Source organism: Pseudomonas amygdali (genome assembly GCF_002699855.1).
GTDB lineage: Bacteria > Pseudomonadota > Gammaproteobacteria > Pseudomonadales > Pseudomonadaceae > Aquipseudomonas > Aquipseudomonas amygdali.
In genome coordinates, this window is record NZ_LKBW01000040.1 from 1 (window position 1) to 14,770 (window position 14,770).

The 14,770-nt window shown below is 54.6% G+C and carries 16 protein-coding genes and 2 tRNA genes; 5 read left to right on the forward strand and 13 right to left on the reverse strand.

What is annotated here, in order from left to right; all coding sequences use genetic code 11:
- Window positions 1–813, forward strand: an 813-nt coding sequence (locus AO277_RS04690) for a DNA topoisomerase IB (RefSeq protein ID WP_099258768.1), incomplete at its 5' end; no start/stop codon positions are given.
- A gap of 167 nt (window positions 814–980) precedes the next feature.
- Window positions 981–1,066: transfer RNA gene (locus AO277_RS04695), tRNA-Leu, on the forward strand.
- Between the two features lie 316 nt (window positions 1,067–1,382).
- Here AO277_RS04695 and AO277_RS04705 read toward each other — a convergent pair.
- The 3 genes from AO277_RS04705 to AO277_RS28910 form a co-directional block, all read right to left on the reverse strand.
- Entirely contained in the window at window positions 1,383–2,018 is a 636-nt protein-coding gene (locus AO277_RS04705) for a DUF2625 domain-containing protein (RefSeq protein WP_044320124.1), read from the reverse strand.
- A 596-nt stretch (window positions 2,019–2,614) separates the two neighbouring features.
- Complete coding sequence (locus AO277_RS29545) at window positions 2,615–2,830, reverse strand: recombination protein NinG (protein WP_031599121.1); 216 nt, start codon at window positions 2,828–2,830, stop codon at window positions 2,615–2,617.
- Window positions 2,831–2,990: 160 nt separating this feature from the next.
- A complete protein-coding gene (locus AO277_RS28910; RefSeq protein ID WP_080394808.1) occupies window positions 2,991–3,179 on the reverse strand; it encodes a hypothetical protein in 189 nt (62 codons plus the stop codon).
- Window positions 3,180–3,574: 395 nt separating this feature from the next.
- Between AO277_RS28910 and AO277_RS04725 the strand changes: the two genes are divergently transcribed.
- Window positions 3,575–4,435, forward strand: a complete 861-nt coding sequence (locus AO277_RS04725) for a radical SAM protein (RefSeq protein ID WP_180273422.1) — start codon at window positions 3,575–3,577, stop codon at window positions 4,433–4,435.
- A gap of 113 nt (window positions 4,436–4,548) precedes the next feature.
- Here the strand turns inward: AO277_RS04725 and AO277_RS28915 are convergent, their stop codons facing one another.
- A complete protein-coding gene (locus tag AO277_RS28915; protein WP_414702791.1) occupies window positions 4,549–4,785 on the reverse strand; it encodes a hypothetical protein in 237 nt (78 codons plus the stop codon).
- Between AO277_RS28915 and AO277_RS29935 the strand changes: the two genes are divergently transcribed.
- The gene (locus tag AO277_RS29935) at window positions 4,693–4,989 is read left to right on the forward strand and encodes a hypothetical protein (protein WP_054082451.1); all 297 of its coding nucleotides are present in this window, start codon (window positions 4,693–4,695) and stop codon (window positions 4,987–4,989) included. The genes AO277_RS28915 and AO277_RS29935 overlap by 93 nt on opposite strands.
- Window positions 4,990–5,407: 418 nt before the next feature.
- On the opposite strand, the gene AO277_RS04740 is transcribed toward AO277_RS29935, so the two are convergent.
- The 5 genes from AO277_RS04740 to AO277_RS04755 form a co-directional block, all read right to left on the reverse strand.
- The gene (locus AO277_RS04740; protein ID WP_099258770.1) at window positions 5,408–6,169 is read right to left on the reverse strand and encodes a lytic polysaccharide monooxygenase auxiliary activity family 9 protein; all 762 of its coding nucleotides are present in this window, start codon (window positions 6,167–6,169) and stop codon (window positions 5,408–5,410) included.
- A gap of 144 nt (window positions 6,170–6,313) precedes the next feature.
- The gene (locus AO277_RS04745) at window positions 6,314–6,700 is read right to left on the reverse strand and encodes a VOC family protein (RefSeq protein ID WP_044319895.1); all 387 of its coding nucleotides are present in this window, start codon (window positions 6,698–6,700) and stop codon (window positions 6,314–6,316) included.
- A 1-nt stretch (window position 6,701) separates the two neighbouring features.
- On the reverse strand, window positions 6,702–7,001 hold the full coding sequence (locus tag AO277_RS29940; RefSeq protein ID WP_503434364.1) for a 2OG-Fe(II) oxygenase family protein: 300 nt from the start codon (window positions 6,999–7,001) through the stop codon (window positions 6,702–6,704).
- Window positions 6,892–7,713, reverse strand: a complete 822-nt coding sequence (locus AO277_RS04750) for an isopenicillin N synthase family dioxygenase (RefSeq protein WP_503434363.1) — start codon at window positions 7,711–7,713, stop codon at window positions 6,892–6,894. The genes AO277_RS29940 and AO277_RS04750 overlap by 110 nt, the downstream gene beginning before the upstream one ends.
- 212 nt (window positions 7,714–7,925) lie before the next feature.
- Complete coding sequence (locus tag AO277_RS04755) at window positions 7,926–8,579, reverse strand: cysteine hydrolase family protein (RefSeq protein WP_044319896.1); 654 nt, start codon at window positions 8,577–8,579, stop codon at window positions 7,926–7,928.
- A 193-nt stretch (window positions 8,580–8,772) separates the two neighbouring features.
- Between AO277_RS04755 and AO277_RS04760 the strand changes: the two genes are divergently transcribed.
- Complete coding sequence (locus AO277_RS04760; protein ID WP_044319897.1) at window positions 8,773–9,150, forward strand: YceK/YidQ family lipoprotein; 378 nt, start codon at window positions 8,773–8,775, stop codon at window positions 9,148–9,150.
- A gap of 85 nt (window positions 9,151–9,235) precedes the next feature.
- Here the strand turns inward: AO277_RS04760 and AO277_RS04765 are convergent.
- The 4 genes from AO277_RS04765 to AO277_RS04780 form a co-directional block, all read right to left on the reverse strand.
- Window positions 9,236–9,309: transfer RNA gene (locus AO277_RS04765), tRNA-Cys, on the reverse strand.
- Between the two features lie 200 nt (window positions 9,310–9,509).
- Window positions 9,510–11,249, reverse strand: coding sequence for a tannase/feruloyl esterase family alpha/beta hydrolase (locus AO277_RS04770; protein ID WP_044319898.1), 1,740 nt, complete (start codon window positions 11,247–11,249; stop codon window positions 9,510–9,512).
- 114 nt (window positions 11,250–11,363) lie between these two features.
- The gene (locus tag AO277_RS04775) at window positions 11,364–12,773 is read right to left on the reverse strand and encodes an efflux transporter outer membrane subunit (RefSeq protein WP_044319899.1); all 1,410 of its coding nucleotides are present in this window, start codon (window positions 12,771–12,773) and stop codon (window positions 11,364–11,366) included.
- A partial coding sequence (locus AO277_RS04780) for an efflux RND transporter permease subunit (protein WP_218962503.1) occupies window positions 12,773–14,770 on the reverse strand: 1,998 nt, incomplete at its 5' end. The genes AO277_RS04780 and AO277_RS04775, both read right to left, overlap by 1 nt.

Below are 14,770 nucleotides of genomic sequence, written 5' to 3' on the forward strand. Positions count from 1 at the left end.
CCGAGTCTGCCCAGGTGGCATGACTCAAACAAAAGGGTCTCCGAGAAACCCGGGGCGGTTCAGTTCGGTCATGCGCTGCCCAAGGTGCGCAAACAGATCGAAGCACAACTCGCGCAGCCGGGCATGGGCCGGGAAAAAGTCATGGCGACGGTCATTTCATTGCTGGATGCGACGCTGATCCGCATCGGCAACAGCCAGTACGCCAAGGAAAACCGCTCATACGGCCTGACCACGCTGCGCAACAAGCATGTCGAGGTAAAGGGCGGCCAGATCCTCTTTGAGTTCCGGGGTAAAAGCGGCGTTGAACACAAGGTCAGCGTCAAAGACCGGCGCTTGGCCAATGTGATCAAGCGTTGCATGGAATTGCCGGGACAAAACCTCTTTCAGTACCTGGACGAAGATGGCGTGCGCCATGCGGTGACGTCATCCGATATCAACGCCTACCTGCAAAGCCTTACCGGCTCGGATTTCACCGCCAAGGATTACCGGACCTGGGCAGCGAGCGCGCTGGCGCTCGCGACGTTGCAGAAACTGCATTGGGAGCCGGAGGCCGACGCCAAGCGGCACATCGTCGATATGGTCAAGGCGGTCTCGAAACAACTGGGAAACACCCCTGCCATCTGCCGAAAATGCTACATCCACCCCGCAGTACTGGAAGGCTTCCTGCTCGGCAACCTGGCCAAACTCCCTCGCTCCCGGCAACGCAAAGGCCTGCGCCTGGAGGAAGTGGCCTTGGCGAGCTACCTGCGATTACTGGCTGACAAGGTCGAGGCTGTAGTGAACGATGCGGTGGTGAAAGAGAGCAAAGCCTGAGCCGTCTGAACGCTGCAAGTCAGCCTTTGCTCCAATAAAATTTCGTAGCCTCATGATTTACCAAGCATTTCCGGCAGGCAAAAAAGCGGCATTCCGAGTCATTTGTGACGCTTTCAAGCTTGCTTCATGGGGGCCGGGTGTATATATTCCCTGCTCTTGGCGCTACCGCCCCGATGGCGAAATTGGTAGACGCAAGGGACTTAAAATCCCTCGTCCTTTGGACGTGCCGGTTCGACCCCGGCTCGGGGCACCACATATATGAAGGGCTTACTGGGCATTTTGCTGGGTAGGCCCTTTTTGTTTTGTTCCGCAAAAACAGTCGTGGTCCGCAATTCTTGTTTCAATCCTCCGGCGGCCTTCAGCCCACCGACCACACCTCCAGATCTGAAGCACTCGACCGCTGAATGCTGTCACAGCGATTGGGGGTCGCTCTGCGCACGTCAAATACGCCAAAGAAAGCTCCATCGACCTTGACCCCGAACAGAAGACAGCGATGAAGAAGGATCAACCACGCAGTAGCCTTAATGAAAGCGGCGCAGAACATTATTTGTCCAGTTGAACACGGCAGTTTACAAGCGAGACAGATCGACGTTCATTTCAAACTGCTTGATGACATCAATCATTGCCCGGCTGCTTCTATCGATCGAGCCTTCCTGTGTCCAAAGAAACGGAAAGAACGAGAAGCATTGGTCTGAGCCAAGCGTTCTCAAGTTGTTACGCCAGCCTTCCCATCGCAATCCGTCGTAAAAAATAGCAATTCGGTCACTCAAGGCCCAGCTTAGAAAGTCCGTATAGCCAATTTCCAACTGTTCCCACTTCAACGTATCTGGCGCCCAGTAATACATCTCTCCAACATCATCGCCCAAGCCACCGCCATTGATAGCAAAGAACCCGCCGACGACATCGTCGGAAACAAGCAAGCAACCGTCTGCGCGACCTTCGTTCCAGTCAGCGAGATTTCGAGGCAATAGTGGATGGCCGGAACCCAAGACACGAAGCCAGCCGTGATCGATCAATAGCCCGCCCGTGTGGTAAGCAATGGTGCCCAGCGTTGATCTGGTTGTCACCTGAAGACGGGTGAGAACTCTCGAACTTTCGGCGGACGAAGGCAGCAATTGATGATTTACAGATGCGTCTGCCAGCATTTTCTCAACTAGAGGTAATGCAGGTTCCCGATGGTCTACAAGGTCTTTCAATTCTTTCATTGCTGATCCATGAGAACAGTAAACGTGGTATTTATGATGACTGTGTTCAGTCACTGATAGTGAGCCGGGGCCTGCGGGAAAACTGGTACACATCCAAGGTGCTGAATTCCAAATAGACAGAGTAACCATCGCCGTTACAAGTCGCACCCCTCCCGCTACGCAAGGAGCGACCATGCCACAATACACCTCGCCCGGCCCAGTCCAAATAGGCCCAGCTATCAGCACCCGGCTTAGGGTCCAACGCCTGACAGTGGTTGACACATCCACAGTTACTGCAAAGTAGGGTCCTCAACGTTTTTTCACCCCCCGACGTAATTGCCCTGAGCAATGTCACTCCTTCGAGCTTGAATGATTGACCGGTGCCAGTATTAACAGCGGATCAGAAAGCATATGGGGTTAGCGCATGGCAGACTTCCAGGCGGCGCTGAAGCCTCTTACGAAGGAACGAGCTCTTTTAGCGGTAAAGATGAGTCCCTACCAAAAGCAAACCTGACCTACTGAACACTCGGCTTCTTAACAAGCATCCTCACCAGCCCACCAGACTGGTAAGCGCGAGCAGCGGCCTCTTTACGAATCAGGCGTTCCGATTCAGTTGTTCATTCAGCATGGAGACGATGCCGATATGGCTCACAGCAGATGCACGGCAGATTCATGTACCTCTCACGAATGACGGCGTTGAATCCGGTTTGAGCATCTCTTATGAAGTCCGCCCCGCTCTTCAGCTTCTGCTTGAAGATTTTGAGATCTCGTGGCTCTAGGTCGGCAATTGCGTTTCGCGCCGTGTCTCTGTTCGCCGGCACGATCGCAAGCATGCAACCCGGGCCGCCGCCCCCCCACTGATGACGACGTTACAAATGCGAGGCACACGCTGGACTCATGATCTTCCTCTTGGAAATGTTCAGGTTTGAAAGCATCATCTCCAGCCCCCTACTCAGTTGCCAGGCGCGGTCGTACAGATCCCGGATCTACTGCCTACTTTTCCCTGAATACTCTTGTGCAGATTCGATCGACAACAAATGCCATAGCGATCATCCAGCCGACGAAAAATACTGTCCGTGTGCCGTGATCTATTCCAGGTATCTCAAACCCAAGCCACGCACCTGCAAACATCAGAGGCACAAACAAAACAAGGGCAAGCAATCGTTCTAAAAGCCTGTTCACACTTGAAACTCCACATAAAAAGCGTGAGTCAGTTTAAGCCTTTTCATGTTGCCAGAGCCCAAGGCGCTGACTTCTCGCCCTCGGAAATATGCAAGGCTGCCCTTTCAGTTGAAATGGGTCGTAAAACCAGAACCATGAAGACGGTTCAGCAAAATCCACCTGAGATAGCCTATCGACGGGACGATGGCGACCGTTTCAGGTATCGCTGCAAACTGGAGAGTGAGCGAGTCATTTGGAGAACATCCCTTTAAGAATAGCTAAATGGTGCCTAGGATTGATGAGCGGTTTTAGCCTCCCAGAAAACGAATGAAATAGGATTTTGTTGCATTTTCGGAGCACTAAACTAGTATTAGTGTTTCGCCGACCGAAAGACTGGCGACCACGAGGAGCTAGATATGCCGTGCAGAATATTGCGTTCACTATACCTCAGAGCTAATGGCGAAATACCATGCGATGACGATTTCGGTGAACAAATGAATTTGGGCTGGGTGCAAAAGAACGCGAAGTTCTCTCCATCGGAGATATTCTCCAATGAAAAGTATCAAGCCATCGAAGAGGCATTTGTATCAGGGGGCATGCCATGGGGACGAATTTGCAATCACTGCGCACTTAATCGCCCAACAGACCCTGTAGACAATCATCTTCGAGCCAAGGTTATTTCTTACTTTCAAATAGAAACGACCTTAGCCTGCGGGTTAGGTTGCCCCGGCTGCTCTAGAAGCAAGCAAATACGTCTTCGGCCAGGCCCCCACACCCTTGACATGAGCCGCCTAAAAAACCTAGTCGATGGTCTTACTTCCGAGGGCTACGCTGTACATAATATTGAATATTGCGGACAAGGCGAACCATTGGATCACCCCAATTTCAAAGGCATAGTACGGACAACAAGAGAGGCATATCCATCCGCCAAACAGCGCTTGATAACAAATGGAAACCATGATTTCGCAGAAAAAGTCCACGGAGAATTTATAGATGAGATCATAGTTTCAATAGATGGCGCGCATCAGTCAAGTTACGAAAAGTACAGAATAGGAGGAAGCTTTGAAAAGGCTTTAAAATTCACTAAAGACGCTAAATCTTTAAACCCCCTCCAAAATGTTATTTGGAAATACATTTTATTTGAGCACAATGACTCCGAACAGGAAATCGAGTACGCGGAGAAACTGGCACAAACCATAGGAGTTGATAGATTACAGTTCGTTAGAACTCACAGCATCGGAAAATCATTGAATTGGGAAAAAAGGTACTTCCACTAAGATGGGTAGGTTCTGTAGACACCTCAACTCCATTAGTTGAACGGCAAAGCGCTCAGTAAGCTAGGTAGAATCTATTTATTAGCTGCCCTGCGAATAAGCCTCTCGCAGGCTCGCTACTTCAGCCCGCAATTCTTTACGGCCCCCATGAGATAGGTGATCAGTGCCATCGGGTAGAGCTGTTGAATACGTGGATTGCCATTCTCGTCCGCACCGTCTTTCTCCCTGGATACGGCAAGAGGGTTAACTGCCGGCGCCTCATGCGCGATCAAACCTTGGAATACCGTATCGCCACCTTTGAAAAAGTCGCCAAGTTTTTTGCGCTGATAGGTAACAATACGATAGGCGCCAATTCGGTCAAGGAAGGATTCCGGGGTGAAGTCCTTGATGTACTTCTTGATCCGATAATCAGACGTAAACAGGGTGGAGCGGTTGCCGCATGCTACATCGGTAGGAGATTACGAAGCCTCGTTGCCGTGGAACCGCTCGTCAGAGATACCTCGCTAAACCCAATCCTCATTTTTGCTAGGCGGGGTTTGTGGCGCGGATACAGCTGAAATGGGACGTAAAACCAGAACCATGAAGACGGTTCAGCAAAATCCACCTGAGATAGCCTATCGACGGGACGATGGCGACCGTTTCAGGTATCGCTGCAAACTGGAGGGTGAGTGAGTCATCTGGAATACATTCCTGAGTGATACCGGCGAATGGGGTCGCTGGCGTCAGCAATATTCCCAAGGGGATACGATGACAACCTACCGCGTCTCGAATGGGAAGCTGACGATCATGAACGACCAGGCAGACACTGAAACATTCAGGAAAAGTGATTTTTGATCAGTCAATGCAGATGCAAAAAAGCCCGGCGCTGAGGCCGGGCCTTCTGATCACCCATTCCTTATCTGCGCAGACTTTGCAGAATAAGCGAGGGCGACGTCTCGCTGGACACTTGCACCCTTACCCTTCACTTCCGTCACCTCACTCTTCAGACTCGGACGCATCAAATTCGACATCAAACGCCTGATAAAAAGCTTTATCGGTTTCGGCGATGATCCAGGCAAGAAGAATGACATGGTGCCCGGACTTATCACTCGGCAGCGTTGCTGATGTAATATCTTTCGGCTGAAGCTCAGTATGATATTGATCGGCAGGAGCCAGATCAGAAATATCACTCCACATCAGCCCATCTTGAGAATCGATTTTGAAATGCTTATCAGCGACATTGTTCTTCCCCTTGAAGTCTTCTCGGGTGATGGGTGTAGTTTCATCCCATCCGTCTTTGGTAATAAACCAACGGTAACCACGTGTCAAATGTTTAGCAGCATAGAACCATGTCACCTTAAACTCTTCTCCGCGCTTGACGCTCAAGCGAGGCCACGCCTCATCTTGCTGACCCGGGTTTTGTTTTTTTATTTCTTCAACAATACCGTTATCAGTAAGATTTACGAATCTCCGGTTATCAGTTTGCCCGCCACTCAGTATAAATCCGTCTGCTGGTGGTTTAGCAGCCGAAATAGGATCAAACTTAGGTTCATCGACACCAGGGAAGTCGTGTGCAAGACCAGGTTCCAGGTCTGGAAAGTTTTTGCCACCTTCCATAGCGACCACTTCCCATTCCAGCAATAGGCCTTTTTTTATGGCATAAGAACCACGGGATTCAGGATTGGTTACCCTACCGTGTCTGGGTTGCTTACTATCAGATTCACTCATTTCCATATCCTCAATTGTTGAATCAGGCATGCCTTGCCTGTTGCTCAATTGAAGACCTGCTTCCATGGGCCGGATAGCTAGCAGTACAGCCAGTAGATTTTTCTGTTAAAACCTGAAACGTGAGGGCTGGTGAACTGCCCAACCCGCCACCTTTGTTGTACGTGCCCGCAGCACTTAAAGCATGAAGTTAATCCGAAATATATTCCCCTCGGGGTCCAGCAAAACCGCCTGATACCAATGGTAATACGTCAGATACGGCGCCTTGATCAATCGCGCACCCAGCGCCACTGCTTGAGGCACCAACCTGTCCACCTCGGATTGCTCATCGACATCAATGTTGAGGAGAAACCGGCAACCGGTGCTACCAGTAAACTCATCCAGCCCCAACAATTCGTAGGCATCGAGTGCATTGAAACCGATGCAGGATTTGCCTGTATCCAGCCCACGAAAAATAGGCGACCTGATGGCCTCTATTTCACTGAAGCCGAACAGCTTCGAGTAAAAACCGCTTAAAACGATGATGTCCTGCGCGAACACATTGACGTATGAAAGTGTGCTCATATCAGGCTACCTTGCTGCCGTCGAAGGTCGTCTGTTTGACGAACTTGGCCAGCAAGTGATCGCCCGAAGTCACCGGCGCGTGCCGTGGCGTGGTGCCAGGCGGCAGGCAACCGGGCAGGCACTCGATCAAGGTGTCGTAGTTGGGTTGTTGGAAGAACACCAGTGACTGCCGACGGTTGTCCTGCTCACTGCTAATGGGCGGGTTGACCACGCGGTGCAGGGTGGAAATCCACTGGTCGTTGGTCCACTGCATCATCAGGTCGCCGATGTTGACCACAAAACCGTTCTCGACATAGGGCATCGACCCATTCGCCTTGCTGATTACGTACCTGCAAGCCGCCCAGTGCATTATCAGGGCGCACGATGGTCAGGCTGCCGTAGTCAGTATGCGCACTGGCGCGCAACTGGCCGGCCTCGACTTCGGTCTTGATGTCCGGGTAACTCAGGCTGCGGAACATGCTGATATGCCGGTCGATTCTGTCATCAAAAAAGCACTCATCCAGTTCCAATGCCAAGGCAAACAGGCGCATCAACGATTGCGCCAGTTCACTCATCGCCTCGAAATAAGCTTGATACGCCTCTTTGAACCCAGGCAACAACGCCTCGGCAGGCCAGACATTCGGCGCGAAATGCGAACCTGCTTCGGCGTTGTGGTAATAATCTTCATTCGGCACGTTGCTTGGCCCGATGGAGAAGGATTCCTTCAGATCTCCCGGCGCACTTTCTTCCAGAGAATATGAAAGGCTCTCCTCGGCTATCGCGCTGTACCCACGCACCATCTCCGGGCTGGGACGATCAACCTTGCGTTTTTCCGCCAGCGGCAAATCAAAGAACTGGCGGGTCAAACCGGAGACCTTATTAATAAGTTCTTTGGGAATCTGGTGCTCGGTGATTACCAGAAACCCAATGTCCTTACACGCTTGATTGACTGCCTGCGCCACGGCTGCCTTGCCGTCCGGTTCTCCTGAAAAATAAGGGGCCAGGTTGATAATGGGCACATAGTGCAGAGTCATACGGCTGCTTCCTCTCGCTGACACCGTGCGGGAAAGTTTCACCGGCAAGGGTGAAGGTCAGCGAGACGAGAGCAGAAAGCATGCCACTGCAAGAATTCACAATTCATACAAACAGTTAGCCGTATCGACCGTTCAAGCCAGATCAAACGGTCTGAAACGGAACGCATGGTTTGAATGCGCACAGATGAAAAACGGCCCAGAACTGCGCACATTTATCTCCCGTGCGGATACGCACTTTCAATACGCCGGATGACCTCGGCGGTCGTGGTGACCTCTCCGAACTCATAGGCAATAGTTGTCAGCGATATACGCTGAACGTCTGCGGCTGAAACTGCACCAAAACCGACATCCGGGTAGTCCATTGCAGCATTGGCGTCACTCAGGGCGATAACCTTGTATTCCCGGTGCACGCCGTCCCTGATCGTGGTTTCACAACACACGTTGGTTACCGTACCGCAGACGATGATCGTATCGACATCCCGCGCGCGCAGCACCGTGTCCAGATCAGTGTTATGAAAGCCGCTGTAGAACAGCTTGTCGACAATCACATCATCCGACTGGGGCGCGAGCGCTTCGATAACCTCAACGTCCGGATCATGCCGTGCCAGTATCTGGTCCACATTCGGGTACAAATCGCGCATGCGCCCGGTGTCCGAACCATCGCCGCGCACGATATGGCGCAGATAAACCACCGTCACCTGAGCAGCCCGCGCGGCCTGCAGCAGCGTCTGGATCGGCTGGACGATATCCGCTGTACTTTTTACGTACAACGCCCCGGTAGGCTCACAAAAGACTTTTTGCATGTCTACGACGATGACCGCCGTTCTGCGCGGGCTGATCGGCCATCGGACAAGGGGTTTGCTCATCGGGTTTACCTCGGTTATGCCTGACAGGCTGGTTGGGCATGGCAAGCAATAATCGTGCTGCATGTGACAGATCAATTCCCGGCGAAACAACCATCCATTGAACACCCACGGCGATCATGCAACACCGACGGGCATGTGCCTCGCGCGCTCGCTCTGCCGTCCCAATTGCATTGAAAACACAAGGAGCGTGGTCATGAAGCCAGGTTTCGTAACGCAAAAAGAGTCATGTGTGCATCATCTGAAAATTCAGTGCCTGCTATTGCTCACGCTTGCTTTGACGGGATGCGGAACAATCAACACAACGTTCAGGCCCGATTCCGTCGCAGGTGAAAAGCTCACTGACTGGAAATCAAATTGCTCCTCCATTCCGCGCGTTTACAGGGGAGTTATGCTCGATTTCTGTGAACTGAACGTAGAGCCCAAACAGAGTAGCGCTTATCAGAAGACCAATGCTCCCGAGTGGGTTTTACTGGACATGGGCTTATCAGGCGTCGTAGATACATTGCTCCTGCCTTACACGATTTATCAGCAAAACCAATACGGCTATATCAACGCAAGCCGCTTTAAATAGCGGCTGAGCTCGGTTTTCAAACCCCATCACTTTCCCGCGCCCAATAAAAAACCCCGCAGACGTTAATCTGCGGGGCTTTGAATAGTGGAGGCCGAGGTCGGAATCGAACCGGCGTAGGCGGATTTGCAATCCGCTGCATAACCATTTTGCTACTCGGCCTCAAACGAAAGATGCTTCACTTAAACATCAAACGTATTTTCATTTCGCGGGAAACCGGTATTTCTTTGGCTTCCAACCAATTGAATCTAAAGGGGTTTTTTCAATTCCTCGCTCAGGAATGGACGCAATTCTGTACTGGTTCGCATGTCATGTCAAGAACGAGGAGAAAATAATTCGCTCACTGCGCGCAGGTGTAATAGCTAATCAACCTGACGCTCCAGAGGCGCATGCGGTTTGAAGAAGCCTGCCCCCATCCAGTGCGGTGTTTTTTCCGTGGTCAATGGCTGGGCGCGCTGGTAGCTGTTCGCGTTTTTCGAATAGCCTTTGTGGTCGTACTCGGCCATGAACGGGTACGGGAAGACCTTGCGGGTACGCCCGCGATTACCGACGTTTTCCTTGACCATCGATGCTGGCAGGGCTTTTGGCAGCGGTCTCTGCCGGTTGCCAGCCTTCTCGGGGCCTGCATGTCGGGCGACAATCGCATCCGGTGCCTGGCTTTTTTCAACCCAGGCCATGATCGGCGTCAGCAGATCAACCAGGCTTGGCCCTTCCCCGCCGCCGCAGTGATAAACACCGGGCAACATATATAGCCGTGAGAACGCCTCGGTGCGTGTCTTGCCCATCTGTGCTTCGACCGCCTCGTGGTACGCCAGGGTGTTGAGCGGCGAGATGTTAGGGTCGGCCCAGCCGTGCCAGAGAATCAGCTTGCCGCCGCGGCTGGCGAATGGCGACAGGTCCGGGTTGGTGGCATCGTACAACGCATGCAGCGGACGCAATTGATCAAAGGTTTTCTTGTCGAAGTTCAATGCGTTCAGATCGAAATCCGCGCTCGGGTTCTTCTCGAACACCACATTGCGAATGGCCTCCAGTGCAGCCGTTTCGCTGTAGACGGGCTGATCGGCGCTGACCGGTACGAATACGCCCGCCCAAGCCAGTTCCGAGCCAGGCTGCGGACCGCCCAACGTCAAATGTTCGCCACTGACAGGGTCTTTCGGCCCCTCGTAAAAACGTCTGACAGCAGCCACTTCTTCTGCGCTCAGGCAATTGGCAGTGTCGGCTGCTGTCTTGCATTGCAGTACGGCGGGGTCGAAGTGGCAGATGCGTGGGTCGGATACAAGGCCATCGATTTGCCCGTCCAGCACATCGCATTGGGCGAGTACGGCCTTGTGCAGCAGTGGCAGTCGGGAAGCGAGGAGAATCGGCTTGCCGTCTGCCCCTCGGTTGGAGCGGGCCATCCAGCCGTGGTACAGCGTTTTCTGTACCTGAAAGTTGAGCGCAGGAGCCCCGGCGATGATGCCGTCGAAATCGTCCGGGTAACGCTGGGCCTCGATCAGGGCCTCCCGGCCGCCGTCCGAGCAGCCACTGAAGTAGGCGTATTCGGCTTTGCGACCATAAAACGCAGTGATCAGCTTTTTCGACGCCAGCGCGGTGAGGTGCACGCCACGGTGAGCGAAATCGGCGCGTTTCTGCGGGTCGTCGCCAAAATGGTTATCTGCCGCCTGATGCCCCATGTCGGTGGAGGCTACTGCAAATGCACCGGTATCAAGCGGCTTACAGCCATCAGCGGCGCGTACGGTCGAGTTGACGTTGCCACACAGCCCACCGCAGCCGACTTGCAAGTAGCGTTGTGCCCAAGTGCCGGTAGGCAGTTCAAGCCTGAAGTTTATCTGCGGTGCCAATCGGCCTTCCACGGCACACACTGCTACATCGTTGCGCATTGATTCACTGGCCGATAGCACACGACTGCCCTGCCCGCCGATATCGTTGAGGTCCACGCCGGTCAGCGCAGAGCACGCGCTGACCGGGTTGACCACCGCAAGCCGGGAAATGTTGTCGGCAGTTGCAGAGGACGGCGTACGAGCCTGGGCTGGCGTCTGAATGATAAGTGAAGTGACCAGCAGCGACAGAGCGCGGACGTACTTCGGCTGGGAGGGTTTCATGAGAACTCCTGTTCATGAAGGATCAAAACCACAGTGCGAGCATCTAAATGACCGCACTGCAGGTAAGGGTAAAACGTTTAAGCGAGGCAATTATTCAAAGGCTAGTAGAAAAAGTCACCGCGGATTCCATCCGCCGCCCATGACCTTGTAGAGCGTTACCCGGTTGCTCTGCTCGGTAAGGCGAAGGGAAATCAGCTCCTGCTCGGCACTGTACAGCGAGCGCTGGGACTCAAGTGCCTCCAGATAGCTCTGCGACCCGCCGCGATACAGGGCATCGGCAAGTTCGTAGCTCTTGCGACTGGCATCGGTATAGGCCTGTTGTGCAGCCACCCGCTCGTCCAGCGTGCTGCGCACCGCCAGTGCATCGGCCACTTCTTTGAACGCAGTCTGAATCGTCTGCTGATAGGTCTGGATCTGAATCTGGTTTTCCACCTTGGCCGAGTCAAGCGTGGCCCGATTGGCGCCGCCGTCGAAAATCGGCACGCTGATACTTGGCGCAAAGCTCCACGCGCCGGTTCCGGACTTGAACAGACCTGACAGGCTGGTACTGGCAGAGCCTGCATTGGCGGTGAGGGTGATGCTGGGGAAGAACGCGGCACGCGCTGCGCCAATGTCGATGTTCGCTGCTTTGAGGCTGTGTTCGGCGCTCAGCACATCCGGACGACGTTGCAGCAGGCTGGAGGGCAATTCGTCCGGCACCTGCACCAGTTGCGCCACGGATGGCACCTCGGCAGTGGGCAGAAGCTCCTCCGGCAGATCGCTGCCCACCAGCAGGCGCAGGGCGTTGCGGTCCTGAAGAATCTGGCTTTTATATTGCGCCACATCGCCCCTTGCAGACTCTACCGTGGTTTGCGCCTGAGCCACTTCCAGGCCGGAAGAGCCGCCCAGCGCATGACTGTTTCTGGTCAGGTCGTAGCTTTTCTGCTGGCTGGCCAACGTGTCTTCAGCCAGTTTCAGAAGCTGGTTGTCGGCGGCCAGGGTCAGCCAGCCGGTTGCCACTTCGGCGATCAGGCTGATCTGCGTACTGCGCCGTGTTTCGGTCAACGCCAGGTAATCCTCGAGCGCTTCGTCCTGAAGGTTCTGGATACGCCCGAACACATCCAGCTCATAGCTGCTCAAGCCCAACTGCGCGCTGTACTCGTGGCTGATCGACGACTTGCCGGTCATCGAGGTCGATGACGGCGTGCGTGTATGCGTGCCGCTACCACTGGCATCAATGGTCGGCAGGCTCGCTGCACGCTCGATACGGTATTGAGCCTGGGCTTTCTCGACATTCAGGCTGGCCAGGCGCAGATCACGGTTATTCACCAACGCCAGGGTTTGCAGACGTACCAAACGCTTGTCGGTGAAAAAGTTCTGCCAGTCGATATCCGTGGGCACGCTGCCTGACGCAACAGGTTGGCCCGCCGTCGCCGGCAGCCATTGGTTCGATACAGGCGCTTCGGGGCGTTGATAATCCGGAGCCAGGTTGACGCAGCCTGTGAGCAGCGCCGTGACAGCCAGCGAAGGCCAGAAAAGACGCATCATGCTTCACCTGTAGATGTGGATTGGGCAACCGGAGCATTGCCTGCAGAACGACTGAAGCGGCGTCGGACTTCGACGAAGAACAGCGGCACCAGGAAAATACCCAGCACGGTGGCGCTGAACATACCGCCCAGCACGCCAGTGCCGATTGCATTGCGCCCAGCCGAGCCTGCGCCGGTGCTGAGGGCCAGCGGCAGTACACCGAACATGAGCGCCAGCGAAGTCATAAGAATCGGGCGCAGGCGTTGCCGGGCAGCAATGAGGGTGGCTTCATGCAGGCTTTTCCCCTGCTCCTGAAGATGCTTGGCGAACTCGACGATCAGAATCGCGTTCTTTGCCGCCAGGCCCACGGTGGTCAACAGCCCGACCTGAAAGTACACGTCATTGCTCAAACCGCTGAGCCGTGTCGCCAGAACCGCGCCGACAACGCCCAGCGGCACCACGAGCATGACCGAGAACGGCACCGACCAGCTCTCGTACAGGGCTGCAAGGCAGAGAAACACGAACAGCACTGAAATGGCATAGAGCATCGGCGCCTGAGCGCCGGACAAACGCAGTTGATAGGACTGCCCGGTCCACTCGTACCCGATGCCTTCGGGAAGTTGCTTGATGATCGTTTCAACGGCATCCATTGCTGTGCCCGAGCTGACACCCGGCGCAGGATCACCCACCACTTCAAGCGACGAATTGCCGTTGTAGCGTTCCAGCAACGGCGAGCCATAGCTCCAGCTGCTGCTGGCGAACGACGAGAACGGGACCATCTCGTCATTGCTGTTGCGCACGAACCAGTGGTTCAGATCGGCTGACTGCATGCGCGAAGCAGCCTCGCCCTGCACGTAGACTTTCTTCACCCGGCCCTGGTTGAGGAAGTCATTGATGTAGCTGCCACCCAGCGCAGTGGACAGGGTCGAATTGATGTCGCTGGTAGACAGGCTCAGCGCACCGGCCTTGCGGTCATCGATGGTCACTTTTAACTGTGGGGTGTCGTCCAGGCCGTTGCTGCGCACGCCCAGCAAGCTCGGGTCCTTCTTCGCCAGCTCGATAAACTGCTCGCGTGCCGCGACCAGCGCCTCATGCCCCACGCCGCCAAGGTCCTTGAGCTGCACATCAAACCCCGAACTCTGCCCCAGCCCGCGCACCGCAGGCGGTTGCATGACAAACACGCTGGCGTCGCCAATGCTTGCCAGCGCCAGCGTTGCCCGCTGAGCCACCTGCGCTGCGCCCTGCCCCTTGCCGGAACGCTCGCTCCAGTCCTTGAGCTTGATGAACGCCCTGGCAGTGTTCTGGCTGTTACCGCCCATCCCCAGCCCGGAGATACTGATCAGTGCCTCGACCTCCGGCTGCTTGAGCATGTAGGTCTCGAACTGCCTCATAACCGCCTGCGTACGGCTGTCGGTAGCGCCTACCGGCAGCTGGATCTGCGCCATCAGCGCGCCCTGGTCCTCATCCGGCAAAAACGATGTGGGCAGGCTGACATAACCCACCGCCATGGCCACCAGCACCAGCACGTACACCAGCAGAGCCCGCCCGCGATGGTTGATCACACCGCTTACGCCTCGCTGGTAACGGTCAGCGCTGCGGTCGAAGGAACGGTTGAACCAGCCGAAAAAGCCGCCCCGTTGTGCATGCAACTGAGCGTCCGAGGCGGCTTCGATACTTTCCGCCATGGCCTTCATCTCGCCCCAGACGAGCGCCCTTCCGGCCTCTGCCTGATTCTCGTTGATCAGCGTATAGACCTTTTCGGCACGCTCGATGTAGCCCTGATAAGTGCTCTTCAGACCCTCTACGAGCGCGCGCTCTTCATCATCGGTGATCAGCGAGTCGTAGGCCTCTACGGCCTTTTGGAAACCGGCCTTCCTTTCAAGGAACTCGTTGTGAGCCTGAGCTACCTGCGCAAGATCATGCGTGGCAAGCATTTTGGCCACGGTGGTGGAGACTGTCAGAAATTTTGTGTTCGGGCATAACATGTAGCTAGAGGTGCATGTATGCCGACCAAA